24 protein-coding genes are annotated in these 26615 nt (G+C 64.1%); 19 read left to right on the top strand and 5 right to left on the bottom strand.

The features are described 5' to 3' along the window. The first annotated feature begins 122 nt into the window (after positions 1–122). From ACQCSV_RS10440 to ACQCSV_RS10355, 18 genes are all read left to right on the top strand, one after another. Positions 123–860 carry an HAD family hydrolase gene (locus tag ACQCSV_RS10440; RefSeq protein WP_426938389.1) on the top strand — a complete coding sequence of 246 codons (738 nt, stop codon included), beginning with the start codon at positions 123–125 and terminating at the stop codon, positions 858–860. Next, a complete protein-coding gene (locus tag ACQCSV_RS10435; protein WP_426938388.1) occupies positions 857–2023 on the top strand; it encodes a site-2 protease family protein in 1167 nt (388 codons plus the stop codon). Before ACQCSV_RS10440 ends, ACQCSV_RS10435 begins: the two co-directional genes overlap by 4 nt. 112 nt (positions 2024–2135) lie before the next feature. Then, a complete protein-coding gene (locus ACQCSV_RS10430) occupies positions 2136–3197 on the top strand; it encodes a tRNA (adenine-N1)-methyltransferase (protein ID WP_426938387.1) in 1062 nt (353 codons plus the stop codon). 83 nt (positions 3198–3280) lie between these two features. Further along, positions 3281–5032, top strand: a complete 1752-nt coding sequence (gene arc / locus ACQCSV_RS10425; protein WP_282331341.1) for a proteasome ATPase — start codon at positions 3281–3283, stop codon at positions 5030–5032. 50 nt (positions 5033–5082) lie between these two features. Beyond that, positions 5083–6702: a depupylase/deamidase Dop gene (dop, locus tag ACQCSV_RS10420; RefSeq protein ID WP_354155765.1), complete on the top strand. Its 1620-nt coding sequence runs from the start codon at positions 5083–5085 to the stop codon at positions 6700–6702. 85 nt (positions 6703–6787) lie between these two features. After that, positions 6788–6991, top strand: coding sequence for a ubiquitin-like protein Pup (locus tag ACQCSV_RS10415; RefSeq protein WP_354155716.1), 204 nt, complete (start codon positions 6788–6790; stop codon positions 6989–6991). A gap of 82 nt (positions 6992–7073) precedes the next feature. Next, positions 7074–7892 carry a proteasome subunit beta gene (prcB, locus tag ACQCSV_RS10410; protein WP_354155715.1) on the top strand — a complete coding sequence of 273 codons (819 nt, stop codon included), beginning with the start codon at positions 7074–7076 and terminating at the stop codon, positions 7890–7892. A gap of 1 nt (position 7893) precedes the next feature. Continuing rightward, positions 7894–8625 (top strand): proteasome subunit alpha, encoded by a 732-nt coding sequence (gene prcA, locus ACQCSV_RS10405; RefSeq protein ID WP_354155714.1) that lies wholly within the window; start codon positions 7894–7896, stop codon positions 8623–8625. 1 nt (position 8626) lies between these two features. Beyond that, positions 8627–9991 carry a Pup--protein ligase gene (gene pafA, locus ACQCSV_RS10400; protein WP_354155713.1) on the top strand — a complete coding sequence of 455 codons (1365 nt, stop codon included), beginning with the start codon at positions 8627–8629 and terminating at the stop codon, positions 9989–9991. Positions 9992–10101: 110 nt separating this feature from the next. Beyond that, the gene (locus ACQCSV_RS10395; RefSeq protein ID WP_426938386.1) at positions 10102–11043 is read left to right on the top strand and encodes an FKBP-type peptidyl-prolyl cis-trans isomerase; all 942 of its coding nucleotides are present in this window, start codon (positions 10102–10104) and stop codon (positions 11041–11043) included. A gap of 41 nt (positions 11044–11084) precedes the next feature. Next, the gene (locus ACQCSV_RS10390) at positions 11085–11480 is read left to right on the top strand and encodes an FKBP-type peptidyl-prolyl cis-trans isomerase (RefSeq protein WP_426938385.1); all 396 of its coding nucleotides are present in this window, start codon (positions 11085–11087) and stop codon (positions 11478–11480) included. 105 nt (positions 11481–11585) lie between these two features. Further along, positions 11586–13571 (top strand): helix-turn-helix transcriptional regulator, encoded by a 1986-nt coding sequence (locus tag ACQCSV_RS10385; protein ID WP_426938384.1) that lies wholly within the window; start codon positions 11586–11588, stop codon positions 13569–13571. 10 nt (positions 13572–13581) lie between these two features. Continuing rightward, positions 13582–13935: a hypothetical protein gene (locus tag ACQCSV_RS10380; protein WP_426938383.1), complete on the top strand. Its 354-nt coding sequence runs from the start codon at positions 13582–13584 to the stop codon at positions 13933–13935. Between the two features lie 32 nt (positions 13936–13967). Then, positions 13968–14243, top strand: a complete 276-nt coding sequence (gene tatA, locus ACQCSV_RS10375; RefSeq protein ID WP_193342811.1) for a Sec-independent protein translocase subunit TatA — start codon at positions 13968–13970, stop codon at positions 14241–14243. 48 nt (positions 14244–14291) lie between these two features. Then, positions 14292–15086 (top strand): twin-arginine translocase subunit TatC, encoded by a 795-nt coding sequence (gene tatC, locus ACQCSV_RS10370; RefSeq protein ID WP_426938382.1) that lies wholly within the window; start codon positions 14292–14294, stop codon positions 15084–15086. Positions 15087–15110: 24 nt separating this feature from the next. Next, a complete protein-coding gene (locus ACQCSV_RS10365) occupies positions 15111–18020 on the top strand; it encodes a DEAD/DEAH box helicase (RefSeq protein ID WP_426938381.1) in 2910 nt (969 codons plus the stop codon). Between the two features lie 62 nt (positions 18021–18082). Further along, a complete protein-coding gene (locus ACQCSV_RS10360) occupies positions 18083–19738 on the top strand; it encodes an amidohydrolase family protein (protein ID WP_354155707.1) in 1656 nt (551 codons plus the stop codon). Positions 19739–19855: 117 nt separating this feature from the next. Further along, complete coding sequence (locus ACQCSV_RS10355; protein WP_354155706.1) at positions 19856–20599, top strand: polyprenol monophosphomannose synthase; 744 nt, start codon at positions 19856–19858, stop codon at positions 20597–20599. A gap of 142 nt (positions 20600–20741) precedes the next feature. Here the strand turns inward: ACQCSV_RS10355 and ACQCSV_RS10350 are convergent, their stop codons facing one another. The 4 genes from ACQCSV_RS10350 to ACQCSV_RS10335 form a co-directional block, all read right to left on the bottom strand. Further along, complete coding sequence (locus tag ACQCSV_RS10350) at positions 20742–21089, bottom strand: RNA polymerase-binding protein RbpA (protein WP_185260564.1); 348 nt, start codon at positions 21087–21089, stop codon at positions 20742–20744. A gap of 248 nt (positions 21090–21337) precedes the next feature. After that, entirely contained in the window at positions 21338–22288 is a 951-nt protein-coding gene (locus ACQCSV_RS10345; RefSeq protein WP_354156455.1) for an SPFH domain-containing protein, read from the bottom strand. A 32-nt stretch (positions 22289–22320) separates the two neighbouring features. After that, complete coding sequence (locus tag ACQCSV_RS10340) at positions 22321–22785, bottom strand: NfeD family protein (protein WP_354156454.1); 465 nt, start codon at positions 22783–22785, stop codon at positions 22321–22323. Between the two features lie 102 nt (positions 22786–22887). After that, positions 22888–23775: a putative RNA methyltransferase gene (locus ACQCSV_RS10335; RefSeq protein ID WP_354156453.1), complete on the bottom strand. Its 888-nt coding sequence runs from the start codon at positions 23773–23775 to the stop codon at positions 22888–22890. 100 nt (positions 23776–23875) lie between these two features. Here ACQCSV_RS10335 and ACQCSV_RS10330 point away from each other — a divergent pair, with 100 nt between their 5' ends. Further along, positions 23876–25873, top strand: a complete 1998-nt coding sequence (locus ACQCSV_RS10330) for a S9 family peptidase (RefSeq protein WP_426938380.1) — start codon at positions 23876–23878, stop codon at positions 25871–25873. Between the two features lie 20 nt (positions 25874–25893). Here ACQCSV_RS10330 and ACQCSV_RS10325 read toward each other — a convergent pair whose 3' ends face one another. Continuing rightward, entirely contained in the window at positions 25894–26559 is a 666-nt protein-coding gene (locus tag ACQCSV_RS10325; RefSeq protein ID WP_354156451.1) for a peptide deformylase, read from the bottom strand. Positions 26560–26615: the final 56 nt, after the last annotated feature.

The raw sequence follows: 26615 nt of genomic DNA, 5'->3' as shown, positions 1-26615 counted from the left end.
GGATGCATCGAATGAAGGGCCAGAAAGTGCGCCAGCGCGCGCGTGCGCCTGACGGAAATGCCAATATTCGCCGAGGGCGTATCCACCGGCTGGCGTTCAGGTGAGCCCCTTAGACTGGCATCATGCGACCCGTACCCCCCGTTTCCCCGCTCCGAGCCGTTCTTTGGGATATGGACGGCACCATTGTGGACACGGAGCGCTACTGGATTGCTGCCGAGCACGCCCTTGTGGAAGCCCACGGCGGCACCTGGTCGCATGAGCAGGCCATGCAGCTCGTGGGACAGTCACTGACGTTTTCAGCCGGAATCCTGCAGGCGGCCGGCGTCCGGCTGGAGCGCCGGGAGATTATCGACACGCTGACCGCAGAGGTCATCAGGAGCGTTCAGCGCGTGGTTCCCTGGCGTCCCGGGGCCAGGGAACTGCTGGATCACCTGCACCGCGCCGGCGTGCGGTGTGCGCTGGTGACCATGTCAGAGGAGCCGTTGGCCCGCGAAATTGTGGAAAGCCTGCCCAAGCCCTACTTCGAATTCCTGGTCACCGGGGACACCGTCACCCAGGGAAAGCCGCATCCGGAAGCATACCTGAAGGCAGTGGAGCTGCTACAGGAGGCGGACCCGGAACTGACCGTGGATCACTGCGTCGCACTCGAGGATTCAGCACCCGGAGTGGCTTCCGCTGTTGCATCCGGCGTCGCCACTGTGGCCATTCCACACATTGTCCCGATCCCTGAAGATCCGAGGCACACCATCTGGGAATCCCTGGCCGGCCGCACCGTTGCTGAGCTGGAGGCTATTGCGGCGGGCAGCCTGGCCGCCACAGCGGCAGGACCGGCCGCACTTGTACCCGGGAGTCCGTCATGAGTACTGCGCCGGCCCCCGCCCGCCGGGAAGGAATCCCGCTCGGCCGGATCGCCGGAATCCCGGTCATTCTGGCGTACTCGTGGTTTGTGATTGCCGCCTTCACCGTCATTGTCTACGGGCCCCTGCTGCTGGAGCAGAATCCGGCACTGGGCGTCTCCGCGTACTACATGGCATTTGCCTACGCCCTACTGCTCCTGATCTCCGTCCTGGTCCACGAACTGGCGCACGCCCTCACGGCCAAGATCTACGGCTGGCCCACGCAGAAGATCGTGTTGAACCTCTGGGGCGGCCACACCCAGTTCGAGAATTTCACGGCAACGCCGGCACGCTCGGTCATCGTGGCCCTGGCAGGCCCGGCGGCCAACCTGGTCCTCGCTGGCGGTGCCTGGGTGGTAATCTCCACCACCAGCATGGCCACCGTGGCCGGGATCCTCACGAACATCTTTATGTGGGCCAACTTCGTCATCGGCATCTTCAATGTCCTGCCCGGACTCCCGCTGGACGGCGGCAGGATCGTGGAATCGGCCGTGTGGAAAGCAACCGGAAGCCAGGCCAAAGGCACCGTCGCTGCCGGCTGGGCCGGACGCGTCATCGTGGTGGCGCTGGGCTTCTGGCTCATTGCCCGGCCGCTGCTGGCCGGTGAGACACCTGATTTCAGCCTCCTGATGATCACCATCCTCGTCGGCGGTTTCCTCTGGATGGGTGCAAGCGCGTCACTCCAGCAGGGCACACTGCGCGGAAGGATGCACCTGGTCAGCGCCGCTGCCCTGGCGGCTCCCGCCGTCGGAATTCCAGCCACCGCCATGGTGGCGGACATCCGCAGGCTGTCACCGGACGGCTCACGGGCCGTGGTGGTCTGCGGGCCGGACGGACGCCCGCAGGGTGTTGTGGACGCCGGTGCCCTCGCCGCGGTTCCTGACGGAGCGGCCGGCTCTACGCCTGCCACGGCAGTGTCCTATGCCCTCGCTGCAGGGGCCTACGTACCGGAGTCGTCCCAGGGGCAGGAGCTGATCCAGTACCTTTCCCAGCTTGAGGGTCACGAATATGCAGTGGTGGATCATCATGGAGCGGTCACCGGCCTCTTGGCGCAGAACATGGTGGTGGCCGCCATCACCGGCAAGGCTGACCGGTCAAATAGGCATCCGCAGGGTCAGAGCCGGTAGAGTTACGTGCCGGCCGTGCATTGCCGCCGCGTGGACGCCCGGAGGCCTGCGCCGAACCGGGCGGACCTATTTTGATGCGTGCCCCACAGTTTTACAGGAGCGAGGAAAATCCATGAGCAGCGAATCTGTCGCCGAAGCCGCAGCACCATCCACCACCGGTGTTGCCGCCAATGGCACCCAGCCGGTGGGAGCTGCCCGGCGCCGCGGACCGTTCCGTGAAGGGGAACGGGTCCAGTTGACCGACGATCGCGGCCGCATGAACACCATCTCCCTTGAAAGCGGCAGCGCCTTCCACACGCACCGCGGCTTCCTGAACCACGACGAGATCATCGGAAAAGCTGACGGCTCGGTGGTTGTTAACAACGTCGGCCAGCAGTACCAGACGCTGCGCCCGCTCCTCTCGGATTTTGTCCTCTCCATGCCGCGTGGCGCCGCAGTGGTCTACCCGAAGGACGCCGGCCAGATCGTCACCATGGCCGATATTTTCCCCGGCGCAAGGGTTGTTGAAGCCGGCGTTGGCTCGGGCGCGCTGTCCATCTCGCTGCTCCGGGCCGTTGGCGACAACGGCTACCTGCACTCCTTCGAACGTCGTGAGGAATTTGCGGACATTGCCCGGGGGAACGTGGAAACCATCTTTGGCGGCCCGCACCCGGCGTGGAAGATTTCCCTCGGTGACTTCCAGGAGGAAGTAGTCCGCACCGAGGTGCCGGGGTCCGTGGACCGGGTAGTTCTGGACATGCTGGCACCCTGGGAATGCCTCGACGCCGTTGCCACCGTCCTCGCACCCGGCGGCGTCTGGATCAATTACGTGGCCACGGTCACCCAGCTGTCCCGGACCGCCGAGGCCATCAGGGCTGACGGCCGCTTCACCGAACCCGACGCCTGGGAATCCATGGTCCGCGGCTGGCACCTTGAGGGTCTGGCCGTCCGTCCGGACCACCGCATGGTGGCTCACACCGGCTTCCTGCTGGTCACCCGCAGGCTTGCCGACGGCGTCACCGGGATCTCCGTCAAGCGCCGCCCCTCGAAGACCGGGTTCAACGAAGAAGACGTCAACGCCTGGACACCCGGTGCCGTCGGCGAACGCCTGGTCTCTGACAAGAAGCTCCGCCGCGCCGCGAGGGATGCCATCGCCGGCACCAACGTCAAGGACGAACCGGAGATCACGAACTAGTCCACATTTCGGGAGTCTCCAGCAGTACCCGCCAACTTGGGGCTAAGGTCTTAAGAAGACGAGCAGGAAGGGGCTGATGCACAATGGAGACGCCGAATCAGGACTCCGGACGTACACCGGCGGAGCAGTCGGCCGCCAACGAACTGTCGGCTGCGGAACGGCAGGCCAATGTCCTCCGCGACAAACTCAGGCACATTGACCGGCAGCTGGCGGCCGCCACGCAGAACAACGCCAAGCTGGTCAGCATGCTCGAAGCGGCCAAAACCGAGATTCTGCGGCTGAAAAATGCCCTGGACCAGGAGGGCCAGCCCCCGTACAGCTTCGGTACAGTCCTCCAGCTCAATCCCAGACGGCTGCCGTCACCGGGCAGCAGCGGCCAGGCTGCCACCGAGGAATCGGTGGATATTTTCAACGCCGGCCGGAAAATGCGGGTGGGCATCAGCCCCCTGGTCAACATCAACCAGCTGGCGGTGGGCCAGGAAGTCCTGCTCAACGAGGCACTGCTTATTGTTGCCGGCCTCGGCTACGAACGCGCCGGTGAACTCACCACACTGAAGGAAATGCTCGGAACGGACCGCGCGCTGGTGGTGGGGCGGGCGGACGAGGAACGCGTCATCAGGCTCTCCGGAGCCCTACTCACCGAAAAGCTCAGGGTGGGGGACGCGCTGTCCATCGATTCCCGTACTGGCTACGCACTCGAAAAAGTCCCCCGCTCCGAAGTGGAAAACCTGGTCCTCGAAGAAGTCCCCGACATCACCTACGAGGACATCGGTGGCCTTGGTCCGCAGATCGAGCAGATCCGGGATGCCGTGGAACTGCCGTTCCTGCACCCTGACCTTTACCGGGAGCATGGGCTGAAAGCCCCGAAGGGCATTCTGTTGTACGGCCCGCCAGGGTGCGGCAAGACCCTGATCGCGAAGGCTGTAGCCAACTCGCTTGCCGCCCGTGCGGCGGAGCGGTCCGGCAATGTGGACCTGAAAAGCTATTTCCTCAACATCAAGGGTCCGGAGCTTTTGGACAAGTACGTGGGCGAGACGGAGCGCCACATCCGGCTGATCTTCGCGCGGGCCCGTGAGAAGGCCTCTGACGGCAGTCCAGTGGTGGTTTTCTTTGATGAAATGGATTCGCTGTTCCGTACGCGCGGAACCGGGATCTCCTCTGACGTCGAGACCACCATCGTCCCGCAGCTGTTGAGTGAAATCGACGGCGTGGAGCGGCTGGACAACGTCATAGTGATCGGTGCATCCAACCGCGAGGACATGATCGACCCCGCCATCCTCCGTCCCGGCCGGTTGGACGTGAAAGTGAAGATCCAGCGCCCCGATGCAGAGGCCGCGGCGGACATCTTCAACAAGTACATCACCACGGACCTGCCGTTCCACGAGTCCGACCTCGCCGAACACAGTGGCGACGTCCAGGCGACGGTGGACGCTATGGTCCAGCGCACGGTTGAAGCCATGTACTCCACAGAGAAATCCAACGAGTACCTGGAAGTCACCTACGCCAACGGCGATACCGAAATGCTCTACTTCAAGGACTTCAATTCAGGTGCCGTTGTTCAGAACGTCGTGGACCGGGCCAAGAAGTACGCCATCAAGGATCTCCTGACCTTGCACCAGAAGGGTCTTCGGATCGAGCACCTGCTGCGTGCCGTGGTGGACGAGTTCCGCGAGCACGAGGACATGCCCAACACCACGAACCCGGACGACTGGGCAAGGATCTCAGGCAAGAAGGGCGAGCGGATCACCTACATCCGCACCATCGTGCAGGGTAAGGCCGGCCAGGAACCCGGCAAGTCCATTGAAACGATGCCGAACACGGGACAGTACCTGTGACGGCTTCCGCGGAACGCGCCGGCGGGGGAGGGCTCCCGGCCGGTGGGGCCATGCGCGTCATGGGGGCGGAAACGGAATACGGCATCCACGCACCGTCGGCGCCAGGAGCAAACGCCACCATGATGTCCGCCCGTGTTGTTCAGGCTTATGCGCAGGTGACGCGGCAGAGGGCGGCCGGAGGGGCAGAGACCCGATGGGATTACACGGACGAGGAGCCCCTCCACGACGCCCGCGGTTGGACCCTGGAACGGGCCTCGGCCCACCCCAGCCAGCTGACCGACCAGCCGCCGGTCCTCAACGCGGAAGCGGTAGCGCTTGCCTACGGCCGTGAGGAATTGGAACTGGACGGCGACGACGAGTCCGGCAGTCTCCTAATGAACATGGTCCTTGGCAACGGAGCCCGGCTTTACGTGGATCATGCGCATCCGGAGTATTCCAGTGCCGAGGTGACCAACCCGCGCGATGCTGTGATCTGGGATGCGGCCGGGGACCTCGTAGCGCTGGCAGCCGTCCGTCGTCTGGCCGCGGATCCGGAACTGCCCCCAATCAACCTGTACAAAAACAACACGGACAACAAGTCCGTCTCCTACGGCTCCCACGAGAACTACCTCATGCCGCGCTCGGTGCCCTTCGGGGACATTGTGCGGGGGCTGACACCGTTCTTCGTCACACGCCAGATCATGTGCGGCGCGGGGCGGGTGAGTCTGGGGCAGGACAGCTCCACGCCCGGATACCAGATCAGCCAGCGGGCGGATTTCTTCGAGGCCGAAGTCGGCCTGGAAACAACTATCCGGCGTCCCATCATCAACACCCGGGATGAGCCGCACGCCACCGCCGACAAATACCGGCGCCTTCATGTGATCATCGGCGACGCCAACCTCAGCCAATCCTCGAACTACCTCAAGTTCGGCACCACGGCCATGGTTCTTAGCCTGATAGAGGCCGGATTGGCGCCCAAGGTGGAGGTCCACGAGCCCGTCGCGGCCCTGCAGGCTATCAGCCACGATACGTCGCTGACAGCAAAACTCAGGCTGTTGGACGGGCGCCGCGTGACGGCCCTCGACATGCAGTGGATATACCACGAGGCGGCGGCGAAACTGGCTCAGGACACCGGTGTTTCCGATGCCGTGGACGGGGACGGCCATACGCATGAGGTGCTGGAACGCTGGGCTGCCACACTGACCCAGCTCGATTCCGACAGGAACGCGGCGGCCACATCCGTGGAATGGCTGGCCAAACTGTCCCTCCTGGACGGGTACCGGAACCGCGACAACCTTGCCTGGGGCGACGCGAGGCTCGGCCTTGTGGACCTCCAGTGGGCAGACATCAGGCCGGAGAAGGGACTGTACTACCGGTTCCTGGCCAGGAACCGCATGCAGCGGATCGTCGACGACGGGGCCATCGCCGCGGCGATGACCGAACCGCCGTCGGACACGCGGGCTTTCTTCCGCGGACGGTGCATCAGTAGCTTCGGCAAAGACGTGGTGGGGGCCAGCTGGGACTCGGTCATCTTCGATGTGCCGGGCTACGGCCGGCTCCAACGCGTGCCAACCCGGGAACCCCTTCGCGGTACGAAGGACCTCACGGGTGGGCTGTTTGCGCGCCACCGGACGGCAGGTCCCTTCCTCGCCGAACTTTTAGGGCAAAACACCGCTCCGCCTGCGGCGTAAACTGCGCCGTCTGGCGGACAGCGTGGCAATATGGGCGTATCAGCAGATCCACCCGGATCCGAGGATTTTTGGAGGAGAGATCATCATGGCAGGCCAGGAGCAGCAGAAGCCACAATCACACGACAGCCGGGTCGAGGACGAGATCCCCGAGGCGCCTCCGGCGGCCCCGGAAGCCCAGGCGTCGGCTGCCACGCAGGGCGTAGACGACCTCCTTGATGAGATCGACGGCGTGCTGGAGTCCAACGCCGAGGAATTCGTACGCGCCTTCGTCCAAAAGGGCGGCCAGTAACCCGGAACCGGGTGTGTGGCGGAAATCGCGTCCGGCCGGAATCTGTACCGACGTTGAGGGACCACGTACAAGGAGTGCATCAGTGCAGGAAACAACCGCCAACCAGGTAGCCGGCAACGCGACATCCTCATTCACCGAGCATCTGCAACGCGACCGGCCGGACCTGCTTCCCTACAACCGGGTCATGCCTGTTGCAGCGGGGGCAGCTCCATTGCAGGTGCCCCATGCCACCACGATCGTGGCGATGAGTTACGGCGGCGGCGTCCTGATGGCAGGTGACCGGCGGGCCACCATGGGCAACGTCATAGCCAGCCGGCACATCGAAAAGGTTTTCCCGGCCGACAGGTATTCGGTACTGGGGATCGCCGGCACAGCCGGCATCGCCATTGACCTCACGAGGCTCTTCCAGGTGGAGCTGGAGCACTACGAAAAGATCGAGGGGACACTGCTAAGCCTCGACGGTAAAGCCAACCGGCTCGGTGCCATGATCCGAGGGAACCTGCCGATGGCCCTGCAGGGACTCGCCGTGGTGCCGCTGTTCGCCGGCTTCGACACGACTGCCGGCGTGGGTCGGCTCTTCTCCTACGACGTAACCGGCGGTCGGTACGAGGAACGCGAGCATCACACTGTCGGCTCCGGTTCCGTGTTTGCCCGCGGTGCGCTGAAGAAGCTCTGGCGGCCCAACCTGGCAGAAGCCGAGGCAGTTTTCGTGGCGGTCGAATCCCTTTACGACGCGGCCGACGACGACTCCGCCACAGGCGGGCCGGATCCGGTTCGCCAATTATGGCCGGTGGTGTACACCGTGAACAGGGATGGCGCACGGCGTATCCCCGAATCCGAGCTCGCCGCAGTGGCGGGCAGGATTATCGAAGCCCGGTCCGCCGAGCGGCGGGAGGCCTGAGATGACGCAGCAGTTTTATGTCTCGCCTGAACAACTGATGAAGGACCGTGCGGACTTCGCACGGAAGGGCATCGCCCGCGGCAGGTCCGTGGTGGTCATCAGCTGCCGGGACGGCATCGCCCTGGTCGCCGAAAACCCTTCACCCTCACTTCACAAAATCGGCGAGATTTACGACAAAATCGCCTTTGCCGCCGTTGGCAAGTACAACGAATTCGAAAGCCTGCGCCAGGCCGGGGTGCGCTACGCGGATGTCCGTGGTTACTCCTACGACCGCGAGGATGTCACAGCGCGGGGCCTCGCCAGCGTCTATGCGCAAAGCCTCGGCGCCGTTTTCACCGCCGAACAGAAACCCTTTGAAGTGGAACTCGCGGTCGCCGAAGTTGGCGCCACACCGGAACTGGACCACCTCTACCGGCTCACATTCGACGGGTCCATCGCTGACGAGCACGGCTTCATCGTCATGGGCGGCCAGGCGGAGCGTGTCTCTGCGGTCATCGCCGAGGGCTGGCGACCATCCCTGAGGTTCGCCGGTGCTGTCCGCCTGGCTACCGGCGGCCTGTCCAGCAGCGCCGACCAGGCTGCTGATCAGGGCGAACCGGCAGGAATCCTTCCTGCCAAGGCCGTGGAAGTTGCCGTCCTGGACAGGCAGTCGGAGACCTCCCGGGGCTTCCGCAGGGCCTTCCGGCGGCTCAACGATGCTGATATCACGGCGCTGCTTGCAGAGGAGGACTGAGATGGACAAGAGGATCTTCGGTATCGAGACCGAGTTCGGAATCTCGTATTCGAGCCCCGATTCGAGGCCGTTGGCCCCGGAAGAGGTGGCCCGGTACCTGTTCCGCAAGGTGGTCAGCTGGGGACGGTCATCCAACGTGTTCCTGACCAACGGTTCCCGGCTGTACCTCGACGTCGGCTCACACCCTGAGTACGCCACGGCCGAATGCGACGACCTCGCACAGCTCATCGCGCACGACCGCGCTGGAGAGCTGATCCTGGACGACCTCGTTGACGAGGCACAGGCAAGGCTGGCCGCGGAAGGTTTCAACGGCACGGTCTACCTGTTCAAGAACAACACCGATTCGGCCGGCAACTCCTACGGCAGCCATGAAAATTACCTGATCCCGCGTCGCGGCGAATTCTCCCGTCTCGCGGAAATCTTGATCCCCTTCCTGGTGACCCGCCAGCTGATCGCCGGGGCAGGAAAGATCCTGAAGACTCCGCACGGGGCCACGTATGCGTTTTCCCAACGGGCAGACCACATCTGGGAAGGCGTATCCTCGGCCACCACCCGTTCACGGCCCATCATCAACACCCGAGACGAACCGCACGCCGACGCCGAGTTCTTCCGCCGGCTCCATGTCATTGTGGGCGACTCCAACATGTCCGAAACCACAGCCTTGCTCAAGGTCGGAACCGTGGACCTCATCCTGCGCATGATCGAGGCGGGGGTGATCATGCGCGACATGAGGATGGAAAACCCCATCCGCAGCATCCGAGAGATTTCCCACGACCTCAGTGGAAGGGCACTGGTCCGCCTGGCCAACGGCCGCCAGCTCACAGCGCTGGAGATCCAACAGGAATACCTCACCAAGGTCACGGCCTTTGTCCAGGAACACGGCGCCCACAATCCGCACGTTCCGTTCATCCTCGATCTTTGGCAACGGACCTTGAACGCGATCGAAAGTGGTGACACCAGCACCATTGACACGGAAATCGACTGGGCCATCAAGAAAAAACTGATGGACAACTACCGGCAGCGGCACGGCCTGGGGCTCGATGCACCCAGGATCGCCCAGCTGGATCTTACGTACCATGACATTTCCCGGGGTCGTGGGCTGTACTACATCCTGCAGTCCAGGGGCGCAGTTAGCCGGGTCGTGGACGATACTTTGATCAAAGACGCGGTGGACGTTCCACCTCAATCCACCCGGGCCAAGCTGCGGGGCGATTTCGTCCGGCGCGCCCAGGAACTGGGCAGGGATTACACGGTTGACTGGGTGCACCTGAAACTGAACGACCGCGCACACCAGACCATCCTGTGCAAGGATCCCTTCCGGAGCGTCGATGAGCGGGTGGATGCGCTTCTGGGCTCTATGGGCTGACGTTCAGGTTCACGGGCTATCCTTGATAGGGCCGTTCCTTGGCCTTGAAGCGGTGCCGAGCGCCTGATCCCGGCACCGCGTCCACCCTGCCCCGACGAAAGTTCTCTTACGTGCGCCGACTCCTAGCAATCCTGATCCCCGGCATGCTGCTGCTTACCGCTTGTGGCGGTTCACCCGCAGCACCGGAACCCACCAGCCAGTCTGCCGGTGACACTGCCAAGTTCGACTCCCTGAAACTGACGGACAACGGGGACAAGAAAGCTCCCGGTGTCGAGTTCTCCAAGCCCCTCGAGGTCACCGAACCCACCATCAAAGTGGTCACCGAAGGCGACGGCGACCGGGTCAAAGAGAACCAGATCGCAAACATCTCCATCCTCGCGGTCAGCGGTGCTGACGGATCCACGCTGGAGGACACTTTCCCCGGCGAGCCCGAACCGCTGGAGCTAAACGAGGAACTGAAGACCGGAAGCCCGGTCATCTACAGCGCGTTTGTTGGCTCCAAGGTCGGTTCGAGCCTTGCCTTGGCCATTCCCGGACCGGCCGCAACCGCAGAAGCCGCCGCCGCCCAGCCAACGCAGCTTCTCCTGATCAAGGTGCTCTCCACCAAAGATGTCGCGCCGTCTGTTCCGCCGCTCGCAAAGCCCGAAGGTGAGACTGTCAGCCCGCCGGCCGGCCTGCCCACCGTAAAGGACAACGACCAGGGCGTCCCGGAGATCTCCGTTGACGGAATCGCTGCGCCTGCTGCACTCGTGTCCCAGGACCTGATCAGGGGCGCCGGCGCTGTGGTTAAGGAAACGGACACACTGACCGTCAACTACGTTGGCGTCAACCTCGTTGGCGGCACTAAATTTGATTCAAGCTTTGACCGCGGCAAACCTGCCAGTTTCCCGTTGACCGGCGTGATTCCGGGCTGGACCCAGGGACTGGCCGGAAAGACGGTGGGCTCCCGGGTTCTCCTGGTGGTCCCCAAGGACCTCGCATACGGTGATGCCGGCCAGGGCGAAGCCAAGGGCGACCTTGTCTTCGTTGTGGACATCCTCGGCGTCAAGTAAACATCAACACATCACCCACCCTAATAATCAAAGGAGCAACCATGTCATTTGGTCAGCGCAATTTCGACCGCCAGAAGCCGGAAATTGACTTCCCGCAAGGCGATGTCCCCACCGAACTGGTCATTACCGACCTCATCGACGGTGACGGTGCCGAGGCCAAAAAGGGCGACACCGTTTCCACTCACTACGTCGGTGTGGCCTGGTCCACCGGCGAAGAATTTGACGCTTCCTGGGGCCGCGGCGCCCCGCTGGACTTCCGCGTGGGCGTGGGCCAGGTCATCCAGGGCTGGGACCAGGGCTTGCTGGGCATGAAGGTGGGCGGCCGCCGTCGCCTGGAGATTCCGTCCGAACTGGCATACGGCTCCCGCGGCGCTGGCGGAGCCATTGGCCCCAACGAAGCGCTGATCTTCGTAGTGGACCTCGTGGGCGTCCGCTGACCGAAGCCTTGCAGGGCCGGAAAGCGCGGTAACAATCAGGGTTCTGTTTTCCTGTTGTTGCCGCGCTTTCTGCTTTCCACGAAGGAGTTTAGTATCGTAGCCAGCGTGTCCGTCTCCCGTACTGAACGCCTGCTGAATCTTCTGATCGCCCTCCTGAACACAAAATACGGCCTGCGCCGTGCAGAGTTGCGGGCTAAGGTCTACCACGACACGTCCGGCAACGACGTGGCCTTCGGCAGGATGTTTGAGCGGGACAAGAATGACCTCCGTCAGTTCGGCTTCGATGTGGAAACCGTGACGGACCACGGCTGGAGCGAAGATGACCCGGCCACCACCCGCTACCGCATCGGCAAGGAATCGAACCGGCTGCCCGATGTGCAGCTCAGCCCGGGGGAGTGGACCGTCCTCCTGCTGGCGTCCCAGCTGTGGGAGCGTGCCGCCCTGGGAACCGCCGCCGCCAACGCCCTGCGCAAGCTCCAGGCCTCCGGCACCTTGTCCGACGTTGAACTTCCCGTCGGCGTGCAGCCGCGGATCCGGCCGGCGGGCCAGGCTTTTGATGACGCGGTGGCGGCCATGCACGCCCAGCACCCCGTCAGCTTCCCTTACCTGGCAGGTTCCACCGGTAAGGAAGAGCAACGGGTGGTGGAGCCGTGGGGCCTCGGCAGCCGCTTTGGCCAGTGGTATCTGACCGGCTACGATCGCTCACGCCAGGCACCGCGCCACTTCAGGCTTTCCCGGTTCACGGGCCCCGTCACGGTGTTGGAGAAGGAATCTTACTCGGCGCCGCCGAACTTCAATGTCCGCGCAGAACTGGACCGGCTTCCGGAACTGCCGCTCCGGACCGCCGTCGTGGATGTCCGGGAGGGCCGCCACCTTGGCCTGCGACGGCGCACCACACCGGTTCCCGCCGGGAGTTCGGGAACGCTCGACGCCGGCTACGAACGTCTGGAGGTCAATTTCAGGGACGTTGAGGTACTGGCTGAGGAGCTTGCCTCCTACGGCCCCGACGCTGTGGCACATGCTCCCGACGAGCTCGTGGCTGCTGTGCGGCACCGGCTGCGCAACGCGGCCGCCTTCTGTGCCGCTCCCGGCCCCGTCTATCTGTTTGCCCATGCACCGCGGGGCCGCGCCGTCCGCAAACGAACCTCTGAGGACCAGCTCAAACGCATGCTGCAGCTGGTTCCGTTCCTGGTCCACAACCAAGGCCTCCACATCAAGGATGTCGCGGCCCGCTTTGATGTTACGCCCGGGGAGCTGGAAAGCGACCTGCGGATCCTCATCTGCTCCGGACTTCCAGAGGGATACCCGGACGACCTCCTGGACATCCATTGGGAAGCGGGCCACGTTTACATCACCCAGGACCTGGATCTCAAGAGACCGGTCCGGTTTACTGTGGACGAGGCCTGTGCGCTGCTGACCGGGCTTGAGACGCTCAACGGGCTTCCCGAACTTGCCGAGGGCGGCGCACTGGAGTCCGTGACCCTTAAGCTGATGGCAGCGGCCGGCGAAGAAGGGCTCCGGGCAGGTTCGCTTGCCGGTCCGGAAGTTGGGCCCGCTGATTCGGCCCTCCTTGACGTTGTCCGTGGGGCCATCCATAAGCGGTCGCAGCTGCGGCTCGTGTACTTTTCCGCCCAGCGCGACCAGGTTTCAGAACGTGACGTGGATCCGCTCCGCCTGTATTCCCTGGATAACACCTGGTACTTCGAGGCTTACTGCCATGCAGCCCAGGGGCTGCGGAACTTCAGGCTGGACAGGGTCCAGGCGGTCCACCCGAACGGACGTTCCGCATCCACTCAGGTCCGGGCCGGGGAAAGCTTCCCGGCCAAGCTGTTCACCCCCAATGACGACGACACCACGGTCCTCGTTCAGCTCACCAGGCAGGGCGCCGGCCTGGCGGACGACTATTACGCCGAACGTGTGGCACCTCTTCCCGGCGGCGGCCTTGTTGCCGAGATACGGTTCGGCAGCACGGCCTGGCTGCCCATGTTCGTGGCTCAGCACGGCGGGGCCGTCAGGATTCTTGAACCTTCCGAGCTTGGGGCGGCGGCGCTGGAGTGGATCGAGGCGGCCCTGGACCGGTACGGCGGCTAGACTCGTCAGCATGCCTTGGTGGTCCTGGATCCTGATCTGGATTGCGCTGATTGCGCTCTCCCTGCTCTTTTATGTCCTTCTGGGCATCCGGCTCTACCGCCAGTTCATGTTGGTCCTGAAGGATCTGGGTGCCGCCGGAACCAAAGTGTCACATCTTGCACCGGCAGCGACCACGGCAGATGACGGCTTACGGCCGACAGAATCGTTTCAGCCGGGTGCCGCTGTTTTTGCCTCACCGGCGCAGATGCGTCATGATTACGACGCGTCCAAGTCATCCCGCCGGGAGGACCGCCGCCAGAGGCGGATCCAGCGGAGGCGAGACGGGGGCCAGCCCCAGTCACTTCGCGATCTCAATCTCAGTTAGACGTAGGATGTTGTAAGAGGAAAGGATTTCCCGTGGGAAGACTCTTTGATGGCCCGTGGCCAATTGTCATTATCATCGTCGTTGCGCTGCTGCTTTTCGCCGCGCCCAAACTCCCTGCCATGGCGCGCAGCCTTGGCCAGTCAATGCGGATCATCAAGTCCGAGGTCAAGGAAATGAAGAACGACGGCAAAACCGATACCACCGACACGGCTTCCGGCCCGGTGGAAGGAAAAATCATCAACCACCCGCCGGCGAAGCCCGGTGAGCCGACCGACGGCACTGACGTTCCGCCGTCGACCCGCGCTTAACCCGAAGTGGCAGTGACGCGGGGCCGTAAGTCCAACCCTGAGGGGCGGATGGCTCTTTGGGACCACCTCAAGGAGCTCAAGAACCGGCTGATCAAGTCGGCAATTGCCGTGCTGCTCGCCGGCGTGGGTGGCTGGTTCCTTTACGACCCTGTTGTCGCCAGCCTGTCGGACCCGCTGGTTTCAATTGCCCGGGATACGGGGCGGACCGCGGTCCTGAACTTTGCGACCATCGCAGATCCTTTCGCGTTCAAGATCCAGATTGCCATCCAGATAGGGCTGGTTATTTCCAGTCCTGTCTGGATCTATCAGGTGTGGGCTTTTATCACGCCGGGTCTGACCAAGAAGGAACGCGGCTACACGCTCGGCTTTATGGCGGCCGCTGTGCCCCTGTTCCTGGCTGGTGTGTTTGTCGCCTGGCTCGTGTTCCCCACCGTGGTCAGGGCGCTGCTGCAGTTCACACCCGCGACCGGTGCCAACAACATCTCGGCCACCGACTACCTGACGTTTGCCACGCAGATGTTGCTCATACTCGGGATCTCTTTCCTGGTCCCCGTGATCCTGGTCGGCATCAACATGGCTGGCGTGGTCAGGGGCAGGACTATCCTCAAAGCCTGGCGGATTATCGTCTTCCTGGTTTTTGTCCTTGCTGCACTGGCCGCACCCGGCACGGACGCGCTGTCCATGTTCCTGCTTGCTGCGCCGCTGTTGATCCTGTTTTTCGCGGCGATCGGGCTGTGCATCTTCAACGACACGCGCCGTGACAAGCGCGAGGCGAAACAGGCAGCTGAGACGGACGCGACAGCCGACATCGCTACGCCCGGCAACGAACTGAAGAACCTGTAGCGCCCGGCGCACTAGGCTTGAGGCATGTCCTCTATCTCCGGGCCACTCTCGCCCTCTGAAAGCTACCGGGCCAGCGCGGAACGCACGGCCGAAGCGGGCACCTACCTCGGCGGGTTTGTCCGCACCCTCGATTTTGAACTTGACGAATTCCAGCGCCTCGCCTGCCGCTCCCTGCAGGAGGGCAAGGGAGTGCTGGTGGCTGCCCCCACCGGTGCCGGCAAGACCATCGTGGGCGAATTTGCCATCTACCTGGCTTTGGAACGAAACCTTAAGGCTTTCTACACAACGCCGATCAAGGCACTAAGCAATCAGAAGTTCACGGAGCTTTCCGAAAAGTACGGTGCGGAAAACGTCGGCCTCCTGACCGGGGACACGAGCATCAATGGCGACGCCCCCGTTGTGGTCATGACCACGGAAGTCCTACGGAACATGCTCTACGCAGACTCCGAAACCCTGGATGACCTCGGCTTTGTGGTGATGGACGAAGTCCACTACCTCGCGGACCGCTTCCGTGGTGCCGTATGGGAGGAAGTCATCATCCACCTCCCCAGTGAAGTCCAGGTAGCTTCCCTCAGCGCCACAGTGTCCAACGCAGAAGAATTCGGCGCGTGGCTGGATACTGTGCGCGGCGACACCGACATCATCGTTTCCGAGCACCGGCCGGTTCCCCTCTGGCAGCACGTCATGGTGGGCCGCGACATCGTGGACCTGTTCGCCGGCGAAACCACCTTCGACGAGATCGCCCCGCCCGCGGACGCTGAGACCGGAGCTCCGATACCGGTCCAGGAACAGCTCACCGCAGCCACCAAAGACGCCGACGGCCAGCGGTTCGAGGTCAATCCTGACCTGCTCAGGATGGCCCGCAGCGAGGGCCAGCAAAGTTTCACCGGACGCTTCGGCCACGGCGGCCGGAGCCAGCGCCGGCAGCACCGGCAACGGACAGAGGAGCGCCCCCGGCAAGGCGCCCAGCCCGGCACTGTCCGGAAGGCCAGCCGGCCCCAGGTCATCGCGAGCCTGGACCGGCAGGACCTCCTGCCAGCCATCACGTTCATCTTCTCGCGGGCAGGCTGCGATGCCGCTGTTGCCCAGTGTGTCTCTTCCGGACTCTGGCTGACCACGGAGAAAGAGCAGCAGATCATCGCCCTGCGCGTTGACGAGGCCGGGCAGGACATCCCGTCCGATGACCTGGACGTCCTCGGCTTCTGGACGTGGCGGGACGGCCTCCTCCGGGGTTTCGCGGCCCATCATGCCGGTATGCTTCCCACCTTCAAGGAAGTGGTCGAGAAGCTTTTCGTTGAGGGCCTGGTCAAGGCTGTGTTTGCCACCGAAACGCTGGCACTGGGCGTCAACATGCCTGCCCGCTCCGTGGTCCTGGAAAAACTCGACAAGTTCAATGGTGAAGCTCACGTGGACATCACCGCGGGGGAGTACACGCAGCTGACCGGCCGCGCGGGCCGCCGCGGCATCGATGTCGAAGGCCACGCGGTAGTCCTCTGGCAGCCGGGCACGGACCCGGCCGCCGTTGCCGGCCTCGCCTCAAGGCGTACCTATCCGCTGAACTCAAGCTTCCGGCCGACGTACAACATGAGCATCAACCTGTTGGCACAGTTTGGCCGCGCCCGTGCGCGGGAAATCCTTGAGTCCTCGTTCGCGCAGTTCCAGGCGGACCGGTCCGTTGTCGGACTTGCCAAGCAGGTGCGCAGCCGCGAAGAGTCCCTCGCCGGATACGCGAAGTCCATGACCTGCCACCTCGGGGACTTCACCGAGTATGCCCGGTTGCGCCGTGAACTGTCCGACGCCGAAAATGTCACCTCGCGCAGCAAGTCCCGCGCCCACAAGTCCCTGAATGAAGACTCGCTGGCGCGGCTGATGCCCGGCGACGTGGTGGATGTCCCGGGCGGGCGGGCTCCCGGGCCCGCGATTGTGCTGAGCTCGGACCACAGCGGCAGGGAACCACGGCCCGCCATCCTCACGCTCGACAACCAGCTCAGGCGAATCGGCACGGAGGACCTTGAAGGCCCCATCGCGCCGTTGACGCGGATCCGGATCCCGAAGTCGTTCAACGCGAAGGTCCCCAAGTCGCGGCGTGACCTCGCATCGTCGGCCCGGAATGCGCTGCGCGAGAACCGCCCGCCGGCACCCGGCCGCAGCACCGACTTTGGCCTGGGATCCGTATTACCACATCAGGAAAAACGCATCACGGAACTTCGCAGGGCACTCCGCGCCCACCCCTGCCACGGCTGCAGCGAGCGTGAAGACCACGCACGCTGGTCCGAGCGGTGGTGGAAGCTGCGCCGGGAGACGGATGCCTTGGTCCGGCAGATCCAGGGCCGGACCAACACCATTGCCAAAACATTCGATCGTGTCTGCGACGTCCTTTCCGCCTACGGCTACCTGGAAGCAGGAGCTGACGCTCGCCTGGCCATCAGCCCGGACGGCCAGCGGCTCCGCCGGATCTATGGCGAGAAAGACCTGCTGATTTCGCAAGCACTGCGGCTGGGCGCACTCAACGACCTCGACGCCGTCGAAGTAGCAGCCCTGGCCAGCGTCTTGGTCTACCAGGCCAAACGGGAGGACAGGGGCCTCCGCCCGCGGATGCCCAGCGTCTCGCTTGAATCGTCCGTGGATGTGGTGATCCGGGAATGGTCGGCCCTGGAGGACGTGGAAGAGGCAAATAAGCTGCCGCTGACCGCTGAACCCGAGCTGGGTCTGGTCTGGCCCATGTACAAATGGGCCAAGGGTCGGCACCTCCAGGACGTACTGAACGGCACAGACCTGGCGGCGGGCGACTTTGTCCGCTGGGTCAAACAGGTCATCGATCTTCTCGACCAGCTCGCCAAGATTCCCGGCCTGGATCCGCGCGTGTCCAGGCTTTGTGCAGAAGCAATTTCGCTCATCCGCCGCGGCGTCGTGGCCTACTCTTCCGTACTTTGATGAACCCGCCTGATCTACTGGCACCCCAAATTCTTCCCACTAGCCCCAGGAGCTTCGCCCGCATGACCACTGAACGTTCCACCACGCCCGCACCGCACGAGCGGAAGGTGGTCCTCTACCGCAACGGCTCGGTCTACACGGCAGCGGACCCCTTCGCCACTGCCATGCTGGTTGATGGCGACACCGTTGCCTGGGTCGGCTCAGAGCAGGCGGCCTCCTCCATTGCCGACAGCTCCATGGAAATCATCGACCTCCATGGAGCCCTCGTCGCGCCGGGGTTTGTTGACTCCCACGTCCACCTCACCGAAACCGGCATCGCACTGGGTTCCCTCCAGCTGAGCGGGATCCGCTCGGCCCGGCAATTGCTCGATGCAGTGACCACAGCCAAAGGCGACGGCCCCCTGCTGGGTCACGGTTGGGATGAATCCACGTGGGAGGACCCTGCCCTGCCGGCGGCCGAGGAACTTGAGCAGGCGGCGGGCGGCAGGCCGGTGTTCCTGGCCAGGGTGGATGCGCATTCGGCGTTAGTTTCATCCTCGCTGGCTGCCGCCGCCGGGCTTGGCGGTCTCGACGGCTACACCACAGGTTCACAGGTGAAACGGGCCGCCCATACGGCGGCCCGCCAGGAAGCACGGCGGCTCCCGGAGGCCAGCCTGCTGGCCTACCAGCGGCGCGCCCTGACCGAAGCGGCCGAGAACGGTTACGTGGCACTGGCGGAGATGGCCGCGCCACATATCGGCGGAGTTTCTGATCTGCGCCTGGCCGCCACATGGAACACAGCCTCCGGCGAGGCCATGCCGGAGATCCTGCCGTATTGGGGCGAACTGGCCACCTCGGAGGAGCAGGCCAGGGCGCTGCTGGATGACCTGGGGGTATCCGTGCGCGGCCTGGCAGGCGACCTGAACATTGACGGTTCCATCGGCTCCAGGACAGCGGCCCTGAGGTCCGGCTACAGCGACGCGGCGGAGGAGCGGGGCAACCTGTACGTCTCGGCGGAGCAGGCCGGCGCCCACCTGGCGGCCTGTTCGCTGCTGGGCATTCAGGGCGGCTTCCACGTCATCGGCGACGCTGGACTTGATGCCGCGCTGGAGGCTCTGGAAATCGCTGCTGCCGAAGTAGGGGAGCAGCGGATCCGTGCAGCCGGCCACCGTTTCGAGCACGTGGAACTGGCAGACGCCGACGCAGTTCAGCAACTGGGCCGCTACGCCGTCACCGTCAGCGCCCAGCCAGGCTTCGACGCTGCCTGGGGGAGCGCCGGCGGAATGTATGCGCAGCGTCTGGGGAGCCGAAGCCGGTCCATGAACCCGTTTGCCTCGTTCTACGCTGCCGGAGTCCCGATCAGCTTCGGCAGCGACAGCCCCGTGACACCGCTCCGCCCGTGGTCCAGCGTCCGCGCCTGCCTGGACCACCACAACCACGCTGAACGGATCTCTGCCCGGGCAGCATTCCTGGGCCACACCCGCGCGGGGTGGCGGGCAGCTAAGTACCACAATCCCATGGCCGGGCAACTGGTTCCCGGCGCACCAGCAAGTTTCGCCGTCTGGGAAGTTGAGGAGCTCATGGTCCAGGTGGCGGACGGCCGGGTCCAGTCCTGGAGCACGGATCCGCGGGCCCGAACGCCGCTTCTCCCGGCAATGGACACCGGCGCGGACCCGGTGTGCCTGCAGACGGTGAGGGACGGCATTGAGCTGTATTCCAGTGCCGCACTGCGGTCCTGACCGCAGACAACGGCCAGCGCCCCAACAAAGCGCCCTATAATAGATAGTTGCGCCTGACCGCCAGCTATTACGCCGCAGTTCAGCCGCTCCGACCGCTCCCGTCCAGGAAGGCCCTTTGTGCGCGTCCTCACCATCATTCCTACTTACAACGAGCTGGAATCGCTGCCCAAGACCCTGCAACGCCTGCGTGCAGCCGTTCCGGCTTCCGACGTTCTGGTGGTGGATGACAACAGCCCGGACGGCACCGGGCAGCTTGCTGACGGCTTTGCCGGCGAGGATACGCAAGTCCACGTCCTGCACCGCAAAGGCAAGGCAGGGCTGGGAGCCGCATACATTGCCGGGTTCAAATGGGGGCTCGAGGCCGGCTATGACGTGCTGGTGGAAATGGATGCGGACGGCTCACACCAGCCCGAACAGCTTCCCCAGCTGCTGGAAGCCGTTGAACAGGGCGCGGACCTTGCCATGGGATCCCGCTGGGTTCCCGGTGGCAGCGTGGTCAACTGGCCGCTGTACCGGCAGGCGATTTCACGCGTTGGCAGCACCTACGCCCGGCTGATGCTGGGCCTGAAGATCAAGGACGTCACCGGCGGCTACCGCGCGTTCCGGCGGACCACGCTGGAAAAATTGAATCTTGACCTGGTCGATTCAGTGGGCTACGGCTTCCAGGTTGACTTGGCGTGGCGTGTAGCCAAGCTGGGCCTCCGAATCGAGGAGCGCCCTATTACGTTCGTGGAGCGCGAGCTCGGAGCGTCAAAGATGAGCGGCAACATTGTTGTTGAGGCCATGGTCAACGTCACCCGGTGGGGCCTGCAGGCGCGCTGGAACAAGCTCACAGGCAAGAAAGATCCGGCACAGGGCTGACCTGCAGCAGCGGCTAGGACAAAAAGATAAGGGCCGGCCCGGCAACGTGATCACGTTGCCGGGCCGGCCCTTTCTCAATCATTCAGCTCGCGTCAGGCCATGACGCTTGGCCTCTGCCGAGGGCCTTGACCGCCGCTTGGGGTCAGGCCGTGCGCCGTTCCCCACGGCGTTCGCGCAGGATGGTCAGCCGGTCCTCGAGGATCTGCTCCAGTTCCGGAAGGGAACGGCGCTCCAGGAGCATATCCCAGTGGGTTCGGACAGCCTTTTCGTTGCTGGTGTCCGGACGCTCTCCGTCAACGAGGAGCGCGTCCTTGCCGGTCTTGGAAACCCACACAGGAGGAATTTCAGCCTCTGAAGAGAACGTCACGAAGACCTGCTCGCCGTCCTCGCACCGGTATTCGACACGCTGGCGCGGAGCCGGCTCAACGCCGGACTCGGTCTCCATGCTCTGCGCGCCAAGACGCATACCCCGCAGGCTGCGATCGCTCATGTTTTCTCCCTCTGGTCGGTTCGCGGAGCAGGACTCCACGCAAGCCGGACCGGCATAACCGCCCCGGACTACTGTGTGCACTGTGCTGCATCATATGATTCAACGCATTGCGAAGCATTCTTGTTCCAGCGGATCTGGTCCGACCGGACAAATACTCAATTATACCGGCGTGAGGCCAAGCCGCAAAACGGGAGGGGACCCGCGACGAATCGCGGATCCCCTCCCGGCCCGTCTGAGGCAGATCCCGGTCAGGACCCAGGCTGTTTGGCGGGTTCCTCGTCGAACAGCCCGCTGACGCCGGCGCTCGGGTCCGGATTGGTGCCCCCCAGTGCCTGGCCGATGCCCTTGAGTGCCTCACCAATTTCGCTGGGAATGATCCAGAGCTTGTTCGATGAGCCCTCTGCGATCTTCGGAAGCGTCTGGAGGTACTGGTAAGCCAACAGCTTCTGGTCGGGGTTGCCCTTGTGGATGGCATCGAAGACCTTCTGGATGGCCTGCGCCTCACCGTCTGCACGAAGGATGGCTGCCTTGGCGTCGCCCTCTGCCGCGAGGATCGATGCTTGCCGCTGGCCTTCAGCCGTCAGGATGGCAGACTGCTTGGTGCCTTCGGCGGTGAGGATCGCAGCGCGGCGGTCTCGCTCGGCCCGCATCTGCTTCTCCATCGAGTCCTGGATGGAGTGGGGCGGGTCAATGGCCTTGAGCTCCACGCGCGAGACGCGGATGCCCCAGCGGCCGGTTGCCTCGTCCAATACACCGCGCAGTTGGCCGTTGATCTGGTCGCGGGATGTGAGCGCCTCTTCCAGGTTCAGGCCGCCCACAACGTTACGCAGGGTGGTAGTGGTCAGCTGCTCCACGGCCTGGATGTAGTTGGCAATTTCATACGTGGCAGCGCGCGGGTCAGTGACCTGAAAATACACCACGGTGTCGATGGAAACCACTAGGTTGTCTTCGGTGATGACCGGCTGAGGCGGAAAGGACACCACCTGCTCCCTCAGGTCCAGGAGCGGCAAGAGCCGGTCCACAAACGGGATCAGGATGGTGAGTCCCGGGTTGAGGGTCCGCTGGTATTTACCGAGCCGTTCAACGACACCGGCCCTCGCCTGCGGGATGATCCGCACTGAGCGGACCAAAACAATGATCACGAACACGATCAGGACCACCAGCACAATGGCCAAGGCGGCTCCTCCTGCATTATCCATACGTCTCCCATTCCCCAATTGTTAGGCTGTATTTATGACTGTGCGGACTGCTCCGGCGGTGCGGCGACAACTGCCGTGGCGCCGTCGATGGCCGAGACCACTGCTTTCTGGCCGGCAGGCAGGACGCCGCCGGAGGACCTGGCACTCCAGACATCGCCCCCGATCTTGACGAGGCCGCCGGTGGAGCTGACTGCTTCCATCACCAGGGCCTGCTCGCCAATGAGGCGGTCTATGTTGGTGCGCTGGTCCGCGGGTCCTTTTTTCAGATGGCTGAGCGCGACCGGGCGGATGAAGGCGATCATCAGCAGCGAGACGACGCAGAACACCACGATCTGCAGCCACAGGTCAGCGCCGGCGAAATCCGCGACGAGCGCGGCAAGTGTTCCGCCGCCGAGCATGATGAAGAACAGGTCAAGGGTGATCATTTCGATCACTGCGAACGCGAGGAAGGCTGTGAGCCACAGTGCCCACCAGTTTTCGCCGAGCCATTCAAACATTCCGTGCCCCTTGACCTTCCGGTACCTGTCTATTTATCCTAGTCTGCCGGAAAGCAGGACGGCAGGTTGCATCCGGGGCGGCGCTTGAACGTGCTCAAGTCGTTACTGTGCAGACGGTACCAGGCCGAAGACGGTGAGCCGGAATCGTGCCTCCACCTGTGGGGACACGTGGCCGCTGCCGATTTTGGCGGCAATGGCCATGCGGTCCAGGTGGTGCCCGGCCGGACCCATAAAGGCCAGGTCAGCCAGCTCGCTGGGCGTAAGCATCATCTGGATATCCAGGTCCCGGGTGGACTCGGCGACGAAGTGCGGCGAGAGGGATTCTGACAGCCGTGTGTCCTTGTCGTCCTCGATGGACAGCATCCCTGCCTGGACGGCGATGGCAGCCAGGTGTCCGGCGCGCGGCGTCACCACCACCAGTCTCCCGCCGGGGCGGAGGACTCTGGCGAATTCGGCGGCATTGCGGGGAGCGAAGATCACCGTAATGGCGTCGACGGCGGCGTCGGCCACCGGAAGAGGTTGCCACACATCGCAGGCGAGGCTGATGGCCTCGGGGTTGAGGCGCGCGGCGCGCCGGAGCGCGAACTTGGAGATGTCGAGCGCGACGGCGGTGCAACTGTTCGTAGTCCGCTGCACCGCATCCAGCACCACCCTGAGGTAGTGGCCGGTCCCCGTGCCCGAATCGAGGACTGTGTAGGCTTCGCCAGGGGTTAGCCCGGACACAACGGCGGCCGCGACGGCGTCTGCCAGAGGACGGTAGTGCCCGCCGTCGAGGAAGGCGTAGCGGGCAGCCACCATCTCGGCGGTATCGGATTCGAAGACTGTCCCCTTGCCCACCAGCAGGTTGTAGTAGCCCTGCTTCGCCGCATCGAAACTGTGCCCGGACCCGCAGACCAGGGCCTTGCGGGCAGCGTCAGCTGCGCCGCCCTGGGCATTCAGTGCGGCGCCGCACAACGGGCAGCGCAGCGGAGGGCGAGGGCTTGATGGCATACGGACCATCTTAGGGTGGGGAGCGGGCCCCGGCGGCGACCGCGGCAGCGTTCCGGCCGGGTGTTCGCCTGGAGGAAAGCCGCACGTTAGGCTCACGTGGGTGAAGCCAGAACACCTCCCGCTGCTCAATTCGGTCTCCGCGCCAGCCGTCCACCCGGACGGCAGCCGTGCTGTTGTGTCGGTAACCAGACCGGATTTCAACACTGATTCCTACGTGGGCCAGCTGTGGAACATCCCGCTGAACCAGGAACAGCTGCCGCGGCGAATTACCAGGGGCTTTCGGGATACCGCCCCTGCCTTCTCTCCTGACGGGCTGGTCCTTGCCTTCCTCCGGACAGGCGGACCGTCGTCGAAAGCGCAGCTCGTTGTGGTGGAGGCCGGCGGCGGCGAACCCCAGGTCGTAACCTGCAGGCTGCTCGGAGTGGAGTCCTTCGCGTGGTCTCCAGACTCGCACCGGATAGTTTTCAGCTCCCGCGAACCCGACGCCGGACGGTACGGCAGCAGCGAGGCCATCACCGCGGAGGCGGAGGAACCACGATTGATCTCCTCCTACCAGTACAGGCTGAACGGGGTTGGCTACACACGCGACAAGCCGCAGCAGCTGTTCATCGTGGACGTCCCGGAACTTGGCGGTGAGCCGCAAACAACCCCGGCCGCTCCGCACCTACCAGCAACCCGTCAGCTGACATCGCTCGCCACGGACACCGGCTCCGGGGTTTTCAGTGCAGACGGATCGGCCGTCTACTTTGTGGCAGCACCGCCGGAGAACGATGACGACTTGGCCACCCTGATCTATAGGGTGCCGGTCAACGGCGGCAACCCCGTACCGGTGGATCAGGGAGCAGCTGCACCTCAAAGCGTCACGGAGGTCCGGCAGTCGCGGGACGGCAAATGGCTGTTCTATATTGCCCGGGACCTGGGGAGCACGGGCCGGGATTTTGTGGCACGTAACGCCGTTTTGTACTGTGTCGCAGCCGACGGCGGCGTGCCGGTTGCGTTGACCGACCCTGATCTGATGGACGTGGCAGCCCCGGGTGCCCGGATTGAGCTCCGCGGCCCGGACCGGGCGCTGGTACTGAACGTTGCGCAGGGCACTGTTGAGCTCCTCGAGCTGGGGGCGACGGGCGGGCATGCCCTGCTGCTGCACGGTGACAAGGTGGTGACGGGGGCTGCCTGGGCAGGTGGTTCGCTGCTCGTGGTGTTCAGCGATCCGTCCACCCATGGGGACGTTGCAGTGCTCGACGACGCGCAGTTGCGGCTGCTGACAGACTTTTCGGCCATTCTGAGGACGCAGGCGGACATTGTGGTTCCGCAGGAAGTAACCGTCGAAGCGTCCGAGGGGTATCCCGTCCATGGCTGGCTGGTCAGGCCTGCAGGCAAGGGTCCGTACCCGGTTCTGTTGAACATCCATGGCGGGCCCTTCGCCCAGTTCACTGTCGCCCTGTTCGACGAAGCCCAGGTCTACGCGGCTGCCGGGTACGCCGTACTGATGTGCAACCCACGCGGCTCTGCAGGCTATGGCCGGGAACACGGACTGGCCATCAAGGGCCGCTTTGGCACCGATGACATGGAGGATGTCCTCGCGTTCCTGGACGGCACCCTGGCCAGATTTCCGGCGCTGGACGCCGGCCGGCTAGGCATCATGGGCGGCTCGTACGGCGGATACCTGACCGCCTGGACCATAGCGCACCACCACAGGTTCAAGGGTGCCATCGTGGAGCGCGGATTCCTGGACCCGGTCAGCTTCGAGGGCTCCGCCGACATTGGCTGGTACTTCGGCAGCGAGTATCTCGGCAATTCGGCTGTGGAGGTCGCCGCCCAAAGCCCGATCGAACACGTAGGCAAAGTGCAAACTCCTACGCTGGTTATCCACAGCGAAAACGATCTGAGGTGTCCGCTGGAGCAGGGCCAGAGATATTTCACGGCACTGAAGTGGCACGGTGTTGAAGCCCAGCTGCTCGTATTCCCGGGTGAGGATCATGAACTATCCCGGTCAGGCAGGCCACTGCACCGGCGGCAGCGATTCGAGCACATCCTGCGATGGTGGGCCCGGTTCCTCCCGACCGACGCGAATCCGGCAGCCGTACCGCCGGAATGACGCGGTGACGCGTGGATGTGTCAGGGATTCCCGGGCAGGAATCCCAAGGCGGCACGGGCCTTTCCGATCCCCGGCTCGGCCCAGTTGGCGGCGTACTCGGCGTTGGAACTCAAGGACCTCAACTCGGCCCGGTCAACGTACAAGGTGCCATGAAGGTGATCGGTTTCGTGCTGCACAATCCGCGCCTGCCACCCCTCAAATTCCCGTTCCGACGCCAAGCCGGCGGGGCTGTCGAATCGAAGCAACACCCGTTCAGGCCTGACCACCACTGCCTGCAGGCCGCTCAGTGAGAGGCACCCCTCGAAGAACGCGGATGTTTCCGTTCCTACAGCCGTAAAGCGCGGGTTGATGATGGTGAGGAACTCCAACGGGCTACGGTGCCGCAGTACAGCGGTCTCCGGGTCGACGTCGTACTGGTCCTCAAGGACTGCCAGCTGCAGCGGGATTCCGAGTTGCGGGGCGGCCAGCCCCACGCCAGGGGCATCGTGCATCACTTCGCGCATGAGGACTATCAACTGGTCCAACTCGCCGGCGCTGATCTGGCCGTCGAAGGCCGCAGCCCGCTGGCGGAGTACGGGATTTCCGGCCTGGACGATGGGCGGCAGCGATCCCGCGGCCAGGATTTCCTGCACCCGTTCCCTCAGGTGCGCAGGAGTGAATGAAGTGGACGGTGATACGGCTGTCATGCGGAAAGCCTAGCGGCGGACTCGGCACGGCGTCGGCGGAGTCGGCTAATGTCGAT

Origin of the sequence: Pseudarthrobacter sp. S3, assembly GCF_050156905.1 — a bacterium.
Taxonomy (GTDB): Bacteria; Actinomycetota; Actinomycetes; order Actinomycetales; family Micrococcaceae; genus Arthrobacter.
Note: the sequence above shows the minus strand (reverse complement) of the source record. Positions and strands in the feature narration are given on the sequence as shown.